This window comes from Acidovorax sp. LjRoot38 (genome assembly GCF_964252975.1).
Taxonomy (GTDB): Bacteria; Pseudomonadota; Gammaproteobacteria; order Burkholderiales; family Burkholderiaceae_C; genus Acidovorax; species Acidovorax facilis.
This window is the reverse complement of sequence record NZ_CAXUPT020000001.1, coordinates 378,045-396,618: the sequence shown is the minus strand read 5'-3', so window position 1 is coordinate 396,618 and position 18,574 is coordinate 378,045. Positions and strand designations below refer to the sequence as shown.

General features: G+C 66.0%; 11 protein-coding genes. 7 read left to right on the top strand and 4 right to left on the bottom strand.

What is annotated here, in order from left to right; all coding sequences use genetic code 11:
• Positions 1-8 precede the first annotated feature (8 nt).
• The 4 genes from ACSQ22_RS01785 to ACSQ22_RS01770 all read right to left on the bottom strand — a co-directional run bounded on the left by ACSQ22_RS01785 (position 9) and on the right by ACSQ22_RS01770 (position 9,859).
• Entirely contained in the window at positions 9-1,127 is a 1,119-nt protein-coding gene (locus ACSQ22_RS01785; RefSeq protein WP_218301148.1) for a cell division protein FtsZ, read from the bottom strand.
• Between the two features lie 22 nt (positions 1,128-1,149).
• On the bottom strand, positions 1,150-4,674 hold the full coding sequence (smc, locus tag ACSQ22_RS01780; protein ID WP_436129233.1) for a chromosome segregation protein SMC: 3,525 nt from the start codon (positions 4,672-4,674) through the stop codon (positions 1,150-1,152).
• Positions 4,675-4,963: 289 nt separating this feature from the next.
• Positions 4,964-8,146 carry a bifunctional diguanylate cyclase/phosphodiesterase gene (locus ACSQ22_RS01775; RefSeq protein ID WP_436129232.1) on the bottom strand — a complete coding sequence of 1,061 codons (3,183 nt, stop codon included), beginning with the start codon at positions 8,144-8,146 and terminating at the stop codon, positions 4,964-4,966.
• A 255-nt stretch (positions 8,147-8,401) separates the two neighbouring features.
• Positions 8,402-9,859 (bottom strand): short-chain fatty acyl-CoA regulator family protein, encoded by a 1,458-nt coding sequence (locus ACSQ22_RS01770; RefSeq protein WP_436129231.1) that lies wholly within the window; start codon positions 9,857-9,859, stop codon positions 8,402-8,404.
• A gap of 134 nt (positions 9,860-9,993) precedes the next feature.
• On the opposite strand from ACSQ22_RS01770, the gene ACSQ22_RS01765 reads away from it, so the two are divergent.
• From ACSQ22_RS01765 to ACSQ22_RS01735, 7 genes are all read left to right on the top strand, one after another.
• Positions 9,994-10,389 (top strand): acyl-CoA thioesterase, encoded by a 396-nt coding sequence (locus ACSQ22_RS01765; RefSeq protein ID WP_436129230.1) that lies wholly within the window; start codon positions 9,994-9,996, stop codon positions 10,387-10,389.
• A complete protein-coding gene (prpC, locus tag ACSQ22_RS01760; RefSeq protein ID WP_436129229.1) occupies positions 10,386-11,543 on the top strand; it encodes a bifunctional 2-methylcitrate synthase/citrate synthase in 1,158 nt (385 codons plus the stop codon). The genes ACSQ22_RS01765 and prpC overlap by 4 nt, the downstream gene beginning before the upstream one ends.
• 32 nt (positions 11,544-11,575) lie before the next feature.
• The gene (gene acnD / locus ACSQ22_RS01755) at positions 11,576-14,212 is read left to right on the top strand and encodes a Fe/S-dependent 2-methylisocitrate dehydratase AcnD (protein ID WP_436129228.1); all 2,637 of its coding nucleotides are present in this window, start codon (positions 11,576-11,578) and stop codon (positions 14,210-14,212) included.
• A 35-nt stretch (positions 14,213-14,247) separates the two neighbouring features.
• Positions 14,248-15,525, top strand: coding sequence for a PrpF domain-containing protein (locus ACSQ22_RS01750; RefSeq protein WP_436129227.1), 1,278 nt, complete (start codon positions 14,248-14,250; stop codon positions 15,523-15,525).
• A 77-nt stretch (positions 15,526-15,602) separates the two neighbouring features.
• Entirely contained in the window at positions 15,603-16,463 is an 861-nt protein-coding gene (locus ACSQ22_RS01745; protein WP_436129226.1) for an isocitrate lyase/PEP mutase family protein, read from the top strand.
• A gap of 166 nt (positions 16,464-16,629) precedes the next feature.
• Positions 16,630-18,012, top strand: coding sequence for a diguanylate cyclase domain-containing protein (locus ACSQ22_RS01740; protein ID WP_436129225.1), 1,383 nt, complete (start codon positions 16,630-16,632; stop codon positions 18,010-18,012).
• Between the two features lie 93 nt (positions 18,013-18,105).
• Complete coding sequence (locus ACSQ22_RS01735; protein WP_055397820.1) at positions 18,106-18,573, top strand: CopD family protein; 468 nt, start codon at positions 18,106-18,108, stop codon at positions 18,571-18,573.
• The last annotated feature ends 1 nt before the right edge of the window (position 18,574 follow it).

Below are 18,574 nucleotides of genomic sequence, written 5' to 3'. Positions count from 1 at the left end.
GCGCTGCACTAGCTGAAGAGTCGTCGCGCCAGCACCGAACCAGCCGACAGATCGCGCCCATCCAGCTGGTCGTACAGCAGCTCCAGGTCCGCAGCAATCGGATCCATGGCCATCGCGGGCAGCGGCTGGCCGTTCTGGTCGCAGAGCACCCCATCCATCGCGTCGCACAGCGCGGCCCCTACGTCGCGCAGGCGCGCAAAGGGTTGTTCGGTACGGTGAACTTGCGCCACGTCCAGGCTCAGAGTGATGTCGCGGATGGCGGACTGGTCGGGGTCTTCGGCCAGCGCAGCCTGGGTGTCGTAGCCCAGCGTGAGCAGGGGCGGCAAGCCCTGTGCGCTGGCAGGCAGCACCAGGCGGCCGGGCATGGCTCCGGGCACAAAGCCCAGGCGGGCGGCGTTCTGCTGCACGTAGCCGGGGCTCCAGGCGGCCTGGCGGGCGCGCAGCATGAACATGAGCTGGGCGTCGTGGTCGCTGGCGAACTGGTCCAGCTCGCGGGCGCGGGCCACTTCCTGCAGCATGTCGGGGAAGTCGGGGGCGGCATTGATAGCGTCGGCAAACGCCTGGGCCTTGACGACGAACTCGGAAAACTCGATCTCGTTGAGCGCGCCCATGCGGTTGGCCAGCTGCACACCGGCTTGGAAGCTCTGGTAGCGCTGGCCCGGTGCAGGGGTTTCCCACTGCTGGTTCGCTTCGTTGAGGCCTTCGATGGCGAACGGCTTGCTGCCTGCGCGGCGGGTCGGCGGCAGCGCGGCCAGAGCAGCATCGCCCGACACCACATGCTCGGGCTGCAGCGATGCAATGACATCGATGAGCGGATCGAGCCCGGGGCGACGCTCCAGCGAAAACGGTGGCACGGGCAGCTGCAGGGCCTCATCAGCATCCACCGCGTGCTCCGAGGGATCGGGGCCCCGGTCGAGGCCGTGAAACTCACCCGGCGGTACGGCCACGGCAGCCCCCGCATCGAAGCCGGGCTCCTGGCGCTGGACCGGCTCACCGGCGGGATCCACGGGCTCTTGCGGCAGCGCGCGCTTGGGCGCATTGCGGCGCGAGGTCCAGGTGTTGTAGGCCACGATGAGGGCCAGCACCAGACCGCCGATGATGGCCAGACTCAGTTGCAATGTGCTCATGGGTTCAGAGAATTTGAGTTTTTCAGGCGTCGGCCATCGAAAGCGCGGACTCCATGTCCACCGCCACGATGCGCGACACGCCCTGCTCCTGCATGGTCACGCCGATCAGCTGTTCGGCCATTTCCATCGCGATCTTGTTGTGGCTGATGAACAAAAACTGCGTGCCCTTGCTCATGCTGGACACGAGCTTGGCATAACGCTCGGTGTTGGCGTCGTCCAGCGGCGCGTCCACCTCGTCGAGCAGGCAGAACGGCGCGGGGTTGAGCTGGAAGATGGCAAACACCAGTGCGATGGCCGTGAGGGCCTTTTCGCCCCCCGACAGCAGGTGAATGGTCTGGTTCTTCTTGCCGGGTGGCTGGGCCATCACCTGCACGCCGGAATCAAGGATTTCGTCGCCCGTGATGATGAGCTTGGCCTGGCCGCCGCCAAACAGCTCGGGGAACATGCGCCCGAAGTGGCCGTTGACCGTATCGAAAGTGCCTGAGAGCAGCTGGCGTGTTTCGCCATCGATCTTGCGGATCGCGTCTTCCAGCGTGTTCATGGCCTCGGTCAGGTCGGCGGTTTGCGCATCGAGGAAGATCTTGCGTTCGCTGGCCAGCTTCAGTTCGTCCAGCGCTGCCAGGTTCACGGCGCCCAGGGCGGCGATCTCGCGGTGCAGGCGGTCGATTTCGCTTTGCAGGCCACCCACGCGCACATTGCCTTCAGTGATCGACTGGGCCACGGCTTCGAGGTCGGCCTGGGCGTCGGTCAGCAAGGTGGTGTACTGCTCCAGGCCCAGGCGCGCGGCCTGCTCCTTGAGCTGGAATTCGGTGATGCGCGCGCGCAGCGGGTCGAGCGCACGTTCGAGCTGCATGCGGCGTTCATCGCTGGCGCGCAGCTTGGTCGTCAGATCGTCGTATTCGCTGCGCTGGGCACCAAGGGCCTTTTCGCGCTCCATCTTCACTTCCAGCGCGGCCTGCAGGCCGCCTTGCGCAGCGGCATCCGACAGGCGGGCAAGCTCATCGCGTGCGCGCTGCTCTTCGTCAGCCAGGGCCTTGGCCTGCTGGGTGGCGGTTTCGATGGAGCGGTTGAGTTCGCCCCGGCGCGCCTCCAGGCTGCGCTGCGAGAACGTGGCCTCCTGCGCCTGGCGCTCCAGCGTGCGCTGCTGTTCACGGCAGGCGGTGAGTTTGCGTTCGGCCTCAATGACCTTGTCGCCCAGCTGGGCCTCGCGCTCCTGGCTGTCGGCCAGCTGCATGTCCAGTTCTTCAAAGCGGGCCTCGGCGGCCACGCGGCGTTCCTGCAGGTCGGCCAGCTGGGCTTCGACCTCGGCCAGGTCGCCGTCGATCTGCTGGCTGCGCGCGCGGGTTTGTTCAGCGAGCTGGGTCAGGCGCAGGGTTTCAACCTGCAGCTCGTGGGCGCGGCTTTGTGTTTCGGTGGTTTCGCGGCGGGCGGCCACCAAGCGCTGGGAGGCATCGGCATACGCGGCCTCGGCACGGACCAGGGCGGTGCGTGATTCTTCGGCGATGAGCGCCTGCGCGCGCAGCTCTTTTTCGAGGTGCTCTATTTCCTGCGCCCGGGCCAGCATGCCGGACTGCTCGGAGTCCTGCGCAAAGAAGCTCACACTGTGCGCGCTGACAGCATGGCCCGTGGGCACAAACACCACTTCGCCGGGTTGCAGCGTGCTGCGGCGGGCCAGGGCGTCGTCCAGCGTGGGGGCGGTGTAGCAGCCTTGCAGCCAGTCCACCATCACGGCACGCAGGCCGGCATCGTTCAGGCGCAGCAGGTCGGACAAGCGGGCATGGGGTGACGATGGCTCGGGGTGGCCTGCTGCGGGGGCGCTGTAGAAGGCCAGCCGAGCTGGGGGCGCGTCGTTGCCGCCGGAGCCGAGGAAGCCACGCACCATGTCCAGGCGCCCTACTTCCAGCGCGGCCAGTCGCTCGCGCAATGCAGCTTCCAGCGCGTTTTCCCAGCCGGGCTCGATGTGGATGCGGCTCCACAGTCCTTGCAGGCCGTCGAGCCCATGTTTGGCAAGCCAGGGACGCAGCTTGCCGTCGGTCTTGACCTTTTCCTGCAGAGCCTTCAGGGCCTCCATGCGGGCCGACAGGTCGGCCTGGCGAGCGCTTTCGGTGTTGACGGCCTGCTGGCGGGTGCGGCGGTCGTCGTCGAGCTGGGGCACGGACTCCTGCAGCTCGTGCAGGCGGGCTGCGGTGGTTTCAGCGATCTCTTGCGCTTCTTCGAGCTGCTCGCGCAGGTTGGTCAGGCGGGCTTCGTCGGGCGCGGCCAGCGCGTTGCGGTCGGTGCGCAGGCGCTCGAAACGGGCGTCGAGCTGGCGGCTTTGCTCGTCAAAGCTGCGCTGCTCGGCAGCGAGCACGCCAATCTGCTGCTGCACCTGCACCACGGCAGTCCGTTGCTCGGTCGTGCGGCTTTGCGCCTGGCGCAGGGCCTCTTCCAGGTCGGGCAGCTGCATGGCCTGCTCTTCCACCTGAGCGGCCAGCATCTCGGCGCGTTCTTCGGCGTCCACACCGGCACCGGCCAGGTTTTCGAGCTCAATATCGGCCTCTTCCTTGCGGGCCTGCCACTGGGCGATCTGCTCGGCCAGCGTGACCAGGCGCTGCTCCACGCGCTGGCGGCCTTCTATCACGTAGCGGATCTCGGCTTCGAGCTTGCCGACCTCGGCCGTGGCCTCGTAGAGCTTGCCCTGGGCCTGGTTCACCTGGTCGCCAGCGGCGTAGTGGGCCTGGCGGATGGTTTCGAGGTCAGACTCCACCGCGCGCAGATCGGCCATGCGCGATTCCAGGTCGTTCACGGCCTGCAGGCCGTCCAGGCGCACCTTGTTCTGCTGTTCCTCAGCCTCGGCCCGCTTCAAAAACCACAGCTGGTGCTGCTTGAGCGTGGCGTCGGCCTGCAGGGTGTTGTACTTGGCGGCGACCTCGGCCTGCTTTTCGAGCTTTTCGAGGTTGGCGTTCAGCTCGCGCAGGATGTCTTCAACCCGCGTGAGGTTCTCGCGCGTATCAGACAGGCGGTTTTCGGTCTCGCGGCGACGCTCCTTGTATTTGGAGACGCCCGCAGCCTCTTCGAGGAACAGGCGCAGTTCCTCAGGGCGGCTTTCGATGATGCGGCTGATGGTGCCCTGGCCGATGATGGCGTAGGCACGGGGCCCCAGGCCCGTACCCAGGAACACGTCCTGCACGTCACGGCGGCGCACGGGCTGGTTGTTGAGGTAATAACTGCTGGTGCCGTCGCGCGTGAGCACGCGGCGCACGGCCACCTCGCCGTACTGGCCCCACTGCCCGCCCGCACGGTGGTCGGAGTTGTCGAAGACCAGCTCCACACTCGCGCGGCTGGCCTGCTTGCGGGTGGTGGTGCCGCTGAAGATCACGTCCTGCATGGACTCGCCACGCAGCTCGCTGGCCTTGCTCTCGCCCAGCACCCAGCGCACCGCATCCATGATGTTGGACTTGCCGCAGCCGTTCGGGCCCACCACGCCGACCAGTTGCCCGGGCAGCATGAAGTTGGTGGGTTCAGCGAACGACTTGAAACCGGAAAGCTTGATCGAGGTGAGACGCACGGGTCAGGGGGCGGGCAAAAAGAGGAAGAAGGCTGGGGTGCAAAAAGTGGCGCCAGACGGACGTTCCGGGCCGGAACACGCAGGCCGCAGCAAGGGCGGAATGATACCGCGCCGCCCGATGACCACGGGCCCTTGGCAGCATGCCCAGACGCCAGAGCGAGGGTGCGACAGAAACATTTGGAAAAAACAGGCCCTAACGCTTATCCAGCAACGATTTCACGCTATGAATATTGATATTCTGCAGCAGTGCCAGCAAGGCCCGGGGCCGGATGGGGGCAGCGTTCCTGGGTTACGCGCCGTGTGCGTCGTGTGCGTCCTGCGGGTCCTGCGCATCCACTCCATTGGTTTTGCGCACCAGTGCCTCAAACTCGGCCACGGGCACGGGCGGGCTGAAGAGGTAGCCCTGCCAGGCGTGGCAGTTGTGGCGCTCCAGAAACTCGCGCTGGGCCTCGGTTTCCACGCCTTCGGCAATCACCCGCAGGCCCAGGCTGGTGCCCAGGGCTACCACGGTGCGTGCGATAGCGGCGTCGTTGGGGTCGGTGAGCACGTCGCGCACAAAACTTTGGTCGATCTTGAGCTGGTCCAGCGGCAGGCGCTTGAGGTAGGCCAGCGACGAGTACCCGGTGCCAAAGTCGTCCAGCGAGAAGCCCACGCCATATCCTTTGAGCTGGCCCATCTTCTCGATCGTGTCTTCCACGTCCTGCAGCAGCAGGCCTTCGGTCAGTTCCAGCTTGAGCTGTGACCCCTGCGCGCCTGAGCTGGCCAGTGCTGCCAGCACCTGGGCCACAAAACCGGCCTGGTGGAACTGGCGCGGGCTCACGTTCACGGCCAGCCCCAAACCCGCCAGGTCGGCGTGCCGCGCCCAGCGGGCCAGTTGCGCGCAGGCCGCCTGGAGCACCCATTCACCCAGCGGAAGAATGAGGCCGGTCTCTTCCGCCAACGGAATGAAATGCGCAGGCGAGACAAACCCGTCGCGGGGATGGCGCCAGCGCAGCAGCGCCTCGGCCCCCGTGATGCGGCCCCGGTCGATCTGCGGCTGGTAGTACAGCTCGAACTGGCCCTGCGCCAGGCCGATGCGCATGTCCAGCTCCAGCGCGGCGCGCGCGCTGACAGCAGCCTGCATCTGGGGGTCGTAAAAGCGCAGGGTGTCGCGGCCCGCATTTTTGGCCTGGTAGAGCGCCAGGTCGGCCCGCTTGAGCAGCTCGTCGACCGTCTCGCGCATGCCGCTGAAAATGGTGACCCCCATGCTCAGCGAGCTGTGGTGCGCCGCGCCGTTGAGCACGTAGGGCTCGCGCAGGGCGGTCAGGATGCGCTGACCCACCTCTTCGCTGCGGGCCGCAGCCTCCTCGGGGTTGTCGCCCAGGTCTTCCAGCACCACCACAAACTCGTCGCCGCCCTGGCGGGCCACGGTGTCGTCCTCGTGCACGCAATTGCGCAGCCGGTGGGCCACCTGCAGCAGCAGGTTGTCGCCGCTGTCGTGGCCCCGGGTTTCGTTCAGTGTCTTGAAATTGTCCAGATCCAGCAGCAGCAAGGCGCCGCTGCGCTGGTGGCGGGCACTGGTGGCCAACGCCTGCTGCAACCGGTCCATGAGCAGGCGGCGGTTGGGCAAGCGGGTGAGTGGGTCGTAGTAGGCCAGGTTGTTGATCTCTTCCTCGGCCGCCTTGCGCTGACTCAGGTCCTGCATGGTGACAAGGTGCCCGCCCTCCACCACCACCCCCGACACCTCGACGGGCCGCCGTGTGCCATCGGCACAGCGAATGGTGTACTCGCGGGCGGGTATCACCCCGTCGCCCGCCACGGCCTGCTTTGCGGCCTGGCGCCAGGCATCGTGGACAGCGGTGCGTTCAGATTCGTCGGGGTAAGCGCGCTGCCACCAGGTTTCCACGTCCGGTACGTCTTGCGCCGTGTAGCCACAGATCTGCACGTAGCGGTCGTTGCGAAAACTGATGCGGCCGTCGGTCTGGACCAGGCACAGACCCATGGGCAGGCGTTCCAGGATGCCGCGCAGCCGGTGCTCGTTGCTGCGCAGGGTGTCTTCCATGCGCTTGCGTGCCGTGATGTCCTGCACCACCGCGATGTGGTGGTCAGGCCGGGCCCCGGGCACCCACATAGGCGACACCGTGAGGTCCACCCACACGATGTGCCCGCTCTTGTGGAGGTAGCGCTTTTCGAGCCGGTACTCGGGCACTTCGCCTTTCTTGAGGCGTTCCAGGTGCTGCGTGTCGGCCTCCAGGTCGTCAGGATGGATGAGGGCCTGGACATGGAGCGCAGCCATCTCGTCAGGGCTGTAGCCCACGATGTCGCAATAGCGCTGGTTGGCGCGCAGAAATCGGCCGGTGGTGGTGTCCAGCAGCGCCACGCCCACGCTGGCCTGGTTGAACAAAGCATGAAACCGCTCTTCGCTTTCGCGCCGGGCATCTTCGGACACCTGGGCCCGTGCGAGGGCCAGCGTGCGCTGGCGCACCAGCAGGCCCACGGTAGACGCGAGCAGCATGGAGACCAGCGCACCGCCCAGCCCCACCAGCACAGGCAGCCGCGCCTCGGAGGGCGACAGGAACGAGCGCGCCGGGTAGAAGGTCAGTCGCCAGCGCCGGTCATGCACCTGCAGGTCGCGCACAAACGGCTGCGCGCCCGGCAATGCCGCCGATGACTGTGCCAGCAAGGGCCGCACCGTGGAGTCGGCAGAGCCTGCCCGCACCGAACCATGGTCGGCCATGGACACGACGATCCCGTTGAGCAGGCCCTGGCTGCCCAGCGCCTGCACCAGGTCATACACCCGGATGGTGGATGCCACGGCCCCCAGAAAACGAGGCTCCGGCGTGCCCGCCGTGTAGTCGAAAACCGGCACGCGGATCACGAATCCCTGGCGGTGTGTTTCTTCCTGCAGCAAATCAAACGGGGCAGAGACCACGGTGTGGCCGCTGTCCCGGCTGTACTGCATGGCGGCCAGGTTGGTGGGCTGGCTGCTGATGTCAAAGCCCAGCACACCTTCGTTGCCTGCCATGGGCCACAGGTATTCGGCCACAAAGTATTCCGCCCGTTCGCCCGGCGGCCGGATGGTGAAGTTGGGGTAGCCCTGGGAGGTCAGCGAAGTGTCGGCACGCACGCGGGCTTCGTAGGCGGCCCGCTCGGCGCCAGGCACCCAGCGGGTGAACGACAGGTTGCGCACACCGGGGTAGCGCTGGCCCACCTCCAGGTCGCTGGCCGCGCGCTCAAACTCCAGGCGCGTGAGGTGGGGATTCGCCGTGAACAGGCCGCGCAGGCCGTTGACGACTTCGGTATGCCCTTCGATGCGCTGGCTCAGCGCATCGGCAAACCCGCGCGCCTCCTGCATGAACCGCGCGCGCCCGACCTGGGCCACAGAGTCGGCCTGCTGCCAGGCCAGCCAAAGGCTTACCGTCACGCCGAGCACAGCCACGCCCAACCCGGCCATCCAGTGCCGGTATCGACCGTTTTGCGTCAGTGGGGCCATGGCGTGGGGCGGGTGGTCGTTGGCATTCGGTATCAGAGCAGCGCCTGGACAAAGGTACCTGCGTTATGGGCATGTGCCATGGCAGCCGCACCAAGGATTCGGGCAAAGCGCAGGATAGCGGCAATCTGCCATCCGTTGGAGCAAGCGGTGGCACAACAACTGGTTACCAATCAGTTATTTGGTAGAAAGTGCCGTCAGCGCAACACCCTCATGCGTCGACAGCTATGAATTGATGAGCGGTTTTCATAACCCAGGTCAAGAGAGTGTCTGCCCCGGGCGGCCCGCCACCGGGTACGGCGCAAAGCGGCTTCGATTCTCGTTCACATCCAGCGCGCGCCCTATGGGGGGAAACGCCCGCTGCGGGCAGGCGTCGCGCTCACACACCTTGCAGCCCATGCCGATCGGCACGGCGGCCTCGGGGTTGGCGAGGTCCAGCCCACGGGAATACACCAGTTGCGGCGCATGGCGGATGTCACAACCCAGGGCTACGGAGAACTCCTTGCCGGGCACACCCCAGCCGCCGCCGCTGCGCGACACCACGCGCGCCACCCACAGGTAGGCGCGACCATCGGGCATGCGTGCCACCTGCGGCACGATGCGGCCCGGCTGTGCGAAGGCCTCGTACACATTCCACAGCGGGCAGGTGCCGCCGATCTTGCTGAAGTGAAAGTGTGTGGCCGACTGCCGCTTGCTGATGTTGCCCGCGCGGTCCACGCGGATGAAGAAGAACGGCACGCCGCGCGCGCTGGGCCGCTGCAAGGTGGACAGGCGGTGGCACACCGTCTCGAAACCCACGCCAAACTGGTGGCCGAGCCGGTCGATGTCGTAGTGCGCCGCCTCGGCCGCCCGCAAGAAGGCTGTGTAGGGCAGCACCAGCGCCCCCGCAAAGTAGTTGGCCAGACCGATGCGCGCCAGCGCCCGGGCCTGGTCGCTGGACAGCCCGGCGCTGTCGGCCAAGCGCTGCAGCTCCGCGCCCTGCTCCAGAAACGCCAGCTGCGTCGCCATCTGAAACGCGCGCTGCCCGCGCTCCAACCCCGCCGCCAGCTGCAGCAGCCCGGCCTCGGCCTGGAACACGCGCTGCGCCTGGCCAGGCAGGTCGGCCACATCCACCACGCGCACCCCGTGGGCCACGAGCAGGCGTTGGGCCAGCGCCTCATCGGCCCGGCCGGGCAGCAGGCCCCAGTCGGCGGCACATCGCTCGGCCGCGTCGTCCAGCTCGGCAATGTGGTTCTGGCGCGCAAAGAAGAAGTCGCGTACTTCTTCATAGGCCATGGGTGGGTGCGGGGCCAACACGCCCTCGCCGCTGCGGTCGTTGCCCAGGGCCGCCAACCGCTCCAGGGCCTGCCGGTGCCGCTGGTGGAGCGCCAGTAGTGTGCGCGCGACGGCAGGCATACCTGCGGCCAGCTCGCGGATCTCGGCCAGCGAGACGGCATCGCCCGCGCCCTCCGCGCCCACACCCGCAGGCAGGTCAGCCAGCACCTCTCGAAGGCCGGTGATCAGACGCGCCTCGTCGTCGTCAGAAAACCGCTGCACATCCACACCGAACACGGCGTTGATCTTGAGCAGAACGGGCACCGTGAGCGGGCGCTGGTTCTGCTCCAGCTGGTTGAGGTAGCTGGCCGACAGGTCCAGCGCCCGGGCCAGCGCCACCTGGGTCATGCCGCGCTCTTCGCGCAGGCGGCGCAAGCGCACACCCATGAAGGTTTTTTTCATTCCATCTTTCTCAGTGGTGCTTCGCAGCACCTTCACCATCATTCGCAATATTTGCAAATTGACGGTTTTGCATTCGCAATAATTCGCCAATTCAGCCCTTACAGAGGGGTGCCATTGTGCGTAAATTGCGAAGCATGACAACCCCCACTGGCACCGTCGAGCTGACGGAAATCGTGTTCCCCGCCGAAGCCAACCACTACGGCACGCTGTTTGGCGGCAACGCCTTGCAGCTCATGGCCAAGGCGGCATTTCTGGCAGCGCGCGGCGCCGCACAGCGCGATGTGGTGATGGCGGGCGTGACCGACGTGCGTTTTCTGGCCCCCGTGCCCGTGGGCCATGTGCTCACGCTGCGCGCCTGGGTCAGCCGCATCGGGCGCAGCTCGCTCACCGTGTGCGTGACCGGTCTGGCCGCCACGCTGGGCTCGCCACCGGAAGAGGTGCTGAAGGGAATTATTGAAATGGTGGCGGTGGATGGCAAAGGCCGCCCCGCTGCCATCGCCAACGCATACGTAAACCAGGAGACCGCATGACTACCACCGTTGAAACCCCGGGCTTCAAGCCCAAGAAGTCCGTCGCGCTCTCGGGCGTGACGGCGGGCAACACCGCCCTGTGCACCGTGGGCCGCACGGGCAACGACCTGCATTACCGGGGCTACGACATCCTCGACATTGCCGAGGTCTGCGAGTTCGAAGAGATCGCCCACCTGCTGGTGCACGGCAAGCTGCCTACACGCGCCGAGCTCCGGGCCTACAAGTCCAAGCTCAAGGCCCTGCGCGGCTTGCCGCTGTCGGTCAAGCAGGCGCTGGAGCAACTGCCTGCCGCCAGCCACCCCATGGACGTGATGCGCACGGGCGTCTCGGCCCTGGGCTGTGCGCTGCCTGAAAAGGACGACCACAACCTGCCGGGTGCGCGCGACATTGCCGACCGGTTGATGGCATCACTGGGCTCCATGCTGCTCTATTGGCACCACTGGGCCAGTTCGGGCCGTCGTATCGAGGTGGAGACCGATGACGCCTCCATCGGCGCGCACTTCTTGCACCTGCTGCACGGCTCCAAACCCAGCGCTGCCTGGGAGCGTGCCATGCACACTTCGCTCAACCTGTATGCCGAGCACGAGTTCAACGCCAGCACCTTCACCGCCCGCGTGGTGGCGGGCACGGGCAGCGACATGTATTCGGCCATCACCGGCGCCATCGGCGCGCTGCGGGGCCCCAAGCATGGCGGCGCGAACGAGGTGGCTTTCGAGATCCAGAAACGCTACGACAGCCCCGACGAGGCCGAGGCCGACATCCGCCGCCGCGTGGAGGCCAAGGAGGTGGTCATTGGCTTCGGCCACCCGGTCTACACCGTGAGCGACCCGCGCAATGTCGTCATCAAGGGCGTGGCGCACAACTTGTCGCAACAGGCTGGCAGCACCAAGATGTATGACATTGCCGAGCGGCTGGAGACCGTGATGTGGGAGGTGAAAAAAATGTTCCCCAACCTCGACTGGTTCAGCGCCGTGAGCTACCACATGATGGGCGTGCCCACCGCCATGTTCACGCCGCTGTTCGTCATTGCGCGCACCAGCGGCTGGGCAGCGCACATCATCGAGCAGCGGCAGGACAACAAGATCATCCGGCCGAGTGCGAACTACACCGGGCCGGAAGACCTGACGTTCGTACCAATCCAGGACCGCAAGTAAACCAAACGGCCGCAGCTCCCTGCCCCACGCTCATGAACACTCTGTATCGCAAGAAGCTGCCCGGCACGCAGCTGGACTACTTTGATGCCCGCGAGGCTGTCGAATCTCTGCAACCGGGCGCCTGGGCCACCCTGCCCTACACCGCCCGGGTCCACGCCGAAAACATCGTGCGCCGCGCCGATCCGGCCACCGTCAACGACTGCCTGCGCCAGCTCGTCGAGCGCCGCAGCGACCGCGACTTCCCCTGGTACCCGGCGCGCGTCGTGTGCCACGACATCCTGGGCCAGACGGCGCTTGTGGACCTGGCAGGCCTGCGCGATGCGATTGCCAAAGAAGGCGGCGACCCGGCCCAGGTGAACCCTGTGGTGCCGGTGCAGCTGATCGTGGACCACTCGCTGGCCGTGGAATGTGGCGGGTTCGACCCCGATGCGTTTGCCAAAAACCGCGCCATCGAAGACCGCCGCAACGAAGACCGCTTCCACTTCATCGAGTGGACCAAAAAAGCCTTCGCCAACGTGGATGTGATCCCGGCGGGGAACGGGATCATGCACCAGATCAATCTGGAAAAAATGTCGCCCGTGGTCCACGCCGACCAGGGCGTGGCCTACCCCGACACCTGCGTGGGCACCGACAGCCACACACCGCATGTGGATGCGCTGGGCGTGATCGCCATCGGCGTGGGCGGTCTGGAGGCCGAGAACGTGATGCTGGGGCGTGCATCGATGATGCGGCTGCCCGAGATTGTGGGCGTGGAGCTGACCGGCCAGCGCCAGGACGGCATCACCGCCACCGATGTGGTGCTGGCGCTCACCGAGTTTTTGCGCAAGGCCAAGGTGGTGGGGGCGTACCTGGAGTTCTTTGGCGAAGGCGCAGCCAAGCTCACGATTGGCGACCGCGCCACCATCTCGAACATGGCGCCCGAATACGGTGCCACGGCGGCCTTGTTCAGCATCGACGAACAGACGCTGGAGTATCTGACGCTGACGGGCCGCGAGGCGGAACAAGTGAAGCTGGTCGAGACCCATGCCAAGGCAGCGGGATTGTGGTCCGACACCCTCAAAGATGCGGTCTACGCGCGTAACCTGGTGTTCGATCTGTCGAGCGTGGTGCGCAACCTGGCCGGCCCCTCCAACCCGCATGCGCGCGTTGCCACGTCCGACTTGGCCGCCCAAGGCATCGCGGGCCCCTGGGCCATGCCCGCACCGCAGGACGGCACGATGCCCGATGGCGCCGTGGTCATTGCCGCCATCACCAGCTGCACCAACACCAGCAACCCGCGCAACGTGATCGCCGCCGCGCTGCTGGCGCGCAACGCCAACCGGCTGGGTCTCACGCGCAAGCCCTGGGTCAAGACCTCGCTGGCGCCCGGCTCCAAGGCGGTGGAGCTGTATTTGAAGGAAGCGGGCTTGCTGGCCGACCTGGAAAAGCTCGGCTTTGGCATCGTGGCCTTTGCCTGCACCACCTGCAACGGGATGAGTGGCGCGCTGGACCCTGCCATCCAGCAGGAGATCATTGACCGTGACCTGTACGCCACCGCCGTGCTTTCGGGCAACCGCAATTTCGACGGGCGCATCCACCCCTATGCCAAGCAGGCGTTTTTGGCCTCGCCCCCGCTGGTGGTGGCCTATGCGATGGCGGGCACGGTGCGTTTTGACATTGAAAAAGACGTGCTGGCGGTGGTGCACGGGAGGGAAGTTCGCCTCAAAGACCTGTGGCCCAGTGACGCAGAAATCGACGCCGTAGTGAAGACTGCCGTGAAGCCCGCGCAGTACCGCGCCGTGTACGAGCCCATGTTCGCCATCCGACACGACGATGGCCAGCGCGTGTCGCCGCAGTACGGCTGGCGCCCGCAGTCCACCTACATCCGCCGCCCGCCCTACTGGGACACCGAGGGCATCGGCGCGCTGGCCGCCCACCCGCGGACTTTGACGGGCATGCGTCCGCTGGCCATCCTGCCCGACAACATCACCACCGACCACCTGTCGCCATCGAACGCCATCCTGCCGGACAGTGCAGCAGGTGAATACCTGGTGCGCATGGGCGTGCCCGAGGAGGACTTCAACTCCTACGCCACGCACCGGGGTGACCACCTCACGGCCATGCGCGCCACGTTTGCCAACCCGCAGCTCGTCAACGAGATGGCCGTGGTGGATGGCCAGGTGAAAAAAGGCTCACTCGCCCGCGTGGAGCCCGAAGGCCAAGTCATGCGCATGTGGGAGGCCATGGAAACGTACCTGAACCGCCGCCAGCCGCTCATCATCATTGCCGGTGCCGACTACGGCCAGGGGTCGAGCCGCGACTGGGCCGCCAAGGGCGTGCGGCTTGCGGGGGTGGAGGTGGTGGTGGCCGAGGGCTTTGAGCGCATTCACCGCACCAACCTGATTGGCATGGGGGTGTTGCCGCTGGAGTTTGAGGCGGGGGTCAACCGCATCACGCTGGGGCTGGATGGGACAGAGGTGTATGGCGTGGAGGGAGACATGCAACCCCGTGCCCACCTCACCCTGGTCATCCGCCGCAAAAATGGTGAAGTTACCCGGGTGCCCATGACATGCCGCCTCGACACCGCCGAAGAGGTCTCCATCTACCAGGCGGGCGGCGTGCTGCAGCGCTTTGCGCAAGACTTTTTTGCCAAGAATGCAGACAAAAAACAGGCTCTTGCACCCGCCTAGAAAGCACTGTGCGCTATTAAATTTGATATTACTTCATGAGCATCCATACCGCACCACAGATCCGCATCCCCGCCACCTACCTGCGGGGCGGCACCAGCAAAGGCGTGTTCTTTCGCCTTGACGACCTGCCCGCCCCCGCCCAGCAACCTGGCTCCGCGCGGGATGCCCTGCTGCTGCGCGTACTGGGCAGCCCTGATCCGTACGGCAAGCAGATCGACGGCATGGGCAATGCGTCGTCGAGCACCAGCAAGGCCGTGATCCTGTCGCGCAGCACGCGGCCGGGCCACGACGTGGACTACCTGTTTGGCCAGGTATCCATCGACCAGCCTTTTGTGGACTGGAGCGGCAACTGCGGCAACCTGTCGGCCGCTGTGGGGCCGTGCGCCATCCATATTGGGCTGATCGATGCGGCGCGGATTCCGCAGGACGGCACCATCCCCATCCGCATCTGGCAGGCCAACATCGGCAAGACCATCGTGGCGCATGTGCCCATCAGCAACGGTCAGGTGCAGGAGACGGGCGACTTCGAGCTGGACGGCGTGACCTTTGCGGCCGCCGAGGTGGCGCTGGAGTTCATGGACCCGGCGGAGGATGGCGATGACGGGGGAGCCATCTCGACAGCGCCGGGCCGCCCCAAGCTGGCGAGGGCCCCCTCGGGGGGCAGCGAACCACACGCAGTGGGGAGCGTGGGGGCGTTATTCCCGACGGGCAACGTGGTGGACACCTTGGAGGTGCCCGGGGTCGGCAGCTTCGCCGCCACGCTGATCAACGCGGGCATCCCCACCCTCTTTCTCAATGCACAAGAGCTGGGCTACGCTGGCACCGAGCTACAAGGTGCCATCAATGGCGATGCGGCGGCGCTGGCACGCTTCGAGGCCATCCGCGCCCACGGCGCCTTGCGCATGGGGCTGATCCGTGACCTGGGCGAGGCCGCCATGCGCCAGCACACCCCCAAGATCGCCTTCGTCGCGCCGCCTGCCAGCTACACGGCCTCCAGCGGAAAAGCCATTGACGCCAAGGACATCGACCTGCTGGTGCGCGCGCTCTCCATGGGCCAGCTGCACCACGCCATGATGGGCACGGCGGCCGTGGCCATTGGCACGGCCGCAGCCATCCCCGGCACGCTGGTCAACCTGGCAGCGGGCGGGGGCGTGCGCAGCAGCGTGCGGTTTGGCCACCCCTCGGGCACCCTGCGTGTGGGGGCCGAAGCAGCGCAGGTCAACGGCCAGTGGACAGTGACCAAGGCCCTGATGAGCCGCAGCGCCCGCATCCTGATGGAAGGCTGGGTGCGTGTGCCTGGCGGTATTTTTTGAGTTTTTTGGCCCCTTCCGACCGTCCATCAAGCCTTAACAGCTACAAAAACAGTAGCAAATCAAGTCCCTTGAAATTCATGAACACCAAACAACAACTCAAGGCCCTGGCCCACGCCCGCCGGGGTGTCATCGTGCCCGGCGCGTTCAACGCGCTTTCCGCCCGTGTCGTGGCCGACCTGGGCTTTGAAGCCATTTACGTGACCGGCGCAGGTGTCACCAACATGTGGTTCGGCCTGCCAGACCAGGCCTTCATGGGCCTCACCGATATCGCCGACCACACGGCCCGCATCCGCGATGCGGTGGAGCTGCCGCTCATCGTGGATGCCGACACGGGCTTTGGCAACGCCCTCAACACCTACCACGCCGTGCGAACGCTGGAGCGCGCAGGTGCCGACTGCATCCAGCTCGAAGACCAGGTCAGCCCCAAGCGCTGCGGGCATTTCAACGGCAAGGAGGTGATCAGCACCGACGAGATGCTGGGCAAGATCAAGGCCGCCGTGGACGCGCGCCGCGACCCCAACACCCTCATCCTGGCACGCACGGATGCCTGCGCCACCCAGGGCTTTGAAGCGGCAGTGGAGCGCGCCCAGCGCTTTCAGGAGGCGGGTGCCGACATCCTGTTTGTGGAGGCCGTCACCACGCTGGACGAGATCCGCGCCCTGCCCCAGCGGCTGGCCGCGCCCCAACTGATGAACATGGTGATCGGCGGCAAGACGCCCATCACCAACGCTGAAGAACTGGCCGCCCTGGGCTACGGCCTGGTGCTGTACGCCAACGCCGCGCTGCAGGGCGCGGTGGCGGGCATGCAGAAGGCGCTGACCGTGCTGCGCGACACCCAACGCATTGATGAAGACCCCGCTCTGGTGGCGCCGTTTGCCGAGCGCCAGCGGCTGGTGCAAAAAATGGCCTGGGATGCGCTGGAAGAAAAATACACCTAAAAAATGCCTACAGCGCTTTAACCATAAGCGCCAAAAGCTATTAATTTGATAGCAATCGACAGTCGCTTAATGGATATCCCTTGGGTTGCGGGCTGCATCCATGCCGCACAACAAGGGGGCGCACGGCACAATGGGTCTTCTTGGCACCTTGTGCGCGCTACCCTTCATGCAAAGCATCCCTTCTGAGAACGTGGTGGACCTGCTGCTCGACGCGGTCTGCGTCGTCCATGTGGACAGCACCATTGAGTTTGTAAGCCCGGCGTTCGAGCGCATCTTTGGCTACGCCCCCGAGGAAGTCATTGGCAAGCGCATGTTCGACCTGGTGCACCCCGAAGACCTGGCAGTCACCCAAAGCCAGGCGCAGCGTGTGATGGATGGCCATCTGCAGTTGCAGTTTGAAAACCGCTATGTGCGCAAGGATGGCTCCATCGCGCACGTCCGCTGGACTGCGCGCTGGTTGCCTGACAAGCAGCGGCGGCTGGCGGTGGCGCACGACATCACCGAGCGCAAGTTCACCGAGTCCATGCAGGCGGTGATCTATGCCATCTCCGAAGCCGCTCACACCACACACAACCTGCAGGCGCTGTTCCAGCACATCCACCAGATCATCGGGCGCCTGCTGCCTGCGACCAACTTCGCGGTCGCGCTCTACGACGCCTGCAGTGATTCTTTGAGTTTTCCGTACCACGTCAATGAACCGGGCGCCGCCCCCACGCCCCCGGCGCCAGTGCAGGATGCGCTGTGTGCCGAGGTGATCCACAGCGGCAGCACCCTTCTGTTGACGCCCGATACCCCCAACAACGCCGACCCCCGCGCCGCGCAACTGCGCCGGCAGCTACCCCAGGAACACGCACCGCTCTACTGGCTGGGCGTGCCGCTGCAAACCCAGAAAGGCGCCATTGGTGCGCTGGTGCTGCAAAGCTACAACGAGCAGGGCCGCTACACCGAAAAGGACAAGGAACTGCTGCAGTTTGTCTCCACCCAGGTCGCAGCCGCCATCGAGCGCAAGCAGATGCACGAGCGCCTGGAGCACATGGCGCAGTACGACCAGCTCACGCACCTGCCCAACCGCCAGCTGTTTCTGGACCGACTCAAGACCGCACTGGCCCGCGCGCGGCGCGACCAAAGCCTGCTGTCGCTGCTGTTCCTCGACCTGGACGACTTCAAGCAGGTCAACGACAGCCTGGGCCATGCCATGGGCGACCTGCTGCTGCAGCGGGTGGCCCAGCGGCTGCTGGAGTGCGTGCGCGGCTCGGACACCGTCGCGCGCCTGGGGGGCGACGAATTTGTGGTGCTGCTCGAAGGCGGCCATGCCCGCGAACACGCCGCCGCAGCGGCCGACAAGATCCTGGCAGCCTTCGGCCAGCCGTTTGACCTGGAAGGTATCCGCCTGAGCATCCAGCCGAGCATCGGCGTGGCCATCTACCCCGAGCACGGGGGCGAAGAACACCGGTTGCTGGGCCATGCCGACGAGGCGATGTACCTGTCCAAGAAAAGCGGCGGCAACCAGGTGCGAGTGGCTTCACCCCGGGATGGGCTGGTGCCTTGACGCTGGCTGCCGCACCGCCAGCCTGCTGAGCAGACCCGCCGCGCCCTCTCTCTTTACTTCCACCCAAACCCTTTATTCCAAACGTTCCACGCCATGCTCTACAACGCGCTCCAGCTCGCCCATGTCCTGTCCATCATCGTGTGGATCGGTGGCATGGTGTTTGCCCATTTCTTTTTGCGCCCCGCAGCGCAGTCGCTGGAGCCCCCGCAGCGTGTGCGGCTCATGCACGATGTGCTGCAGCGCTTTTTCGCCGCCGTGGGAGTGGCCGTGCTGGTGGTGCTGGGCAGCGGGCTGTGGATGATCGGCCGCGTGGCCAAACAAACGGTGCAGGCCGGTGGCAGCTTTGCCATGCCACTGGACTGGACGATCATGGCCACGCTGGGCCTGGCGATGATGGTCATCTTCGGGCACATACGGTTTGCGCTGTTCCGACGCCTGCAGCGGGCGGTGGCTGCATCGGACTGGCCCGCCGGCGGCAAGGCCCTGGGCAGCATCCGCAGCTGGGTGGGCGTGAATCTGGCCCTGGGCGTGGTGATCGTGGTGGTCACGCTGCTCGTCTAAC

Bases quoted from the DNA above. Each gene is read 5' to 3' on its own strand.
- ACSQ22_RS01785 (WP_218301148.1), bottom strand. From the start codon at position 1,127: ATGAGCACATTGCAACTGAGTCTGGCCATCATCGGCGGTCTGGTGCTG.
- ACSQ22_RS01775 (WP_436129232.1), bottom strand. From the start codon at position 8,146: ATGGCCCCACTGACGCAAAACGGTCGATACCGGCACTGGATGGCCGGG.
- ACSQ22_RS01770 (WP_436129231.1), bottom strand. From the start codon at position 9,859: ATGAAAAAAACCTTCATGGGTGTGCGCTTGCGCCGCCTGCGCGAAGAG.
- ACSQ22_RS01765 (WP_436129230.1), top strand. From the start codon at position 9,994: ATGACAACCCCCACTGGCACCGTCGAGCTGACGGAAATCGTGTTCCCC.
- prpC (WP_436129229.1), top strand. From the start codon at position 10,386: ATGACTACCACCGTTGAAACCCCGGGCTTCAAGCCCAAGAAGTCCGTC.
- acnD (WP_436129228.1), top strand. From the start codon at position 11,576: ATGAACACTCTGTATCGCAAGAAGCTGCCCGGCACGCAGCTGGACTAC.
- ACSQ22_RS01750 (WP_436129227.1), top strand. From the start codon at position 14,248: ATGAGCATCCATACCGCACCACAGATCCGCATCCCCGCCACCTACCTG.
- ACSQ22_RS01745 (WP_436129226.1), top strand. From the start codon at position 15,603: ATGAACACCAAACAACAACTCAAGGCCCTGGCCCACGCCCGCCGGGGT.
- ACSQ22_RS01740 (WP_436129225.1), top strand. From the start codon at position 16,630: ATGCAAAGCATCCCTTCTGAGAACGTGGTGGACCTGCTGCTCGACGCG.
- ACSQ22_RS01735 (WP_055397820.1), top strand. From the start codon at position 18,106: ATGCTCTACAACGCGCTCCAGCTCGCCCATGTCCTGTCCATCATCGTG.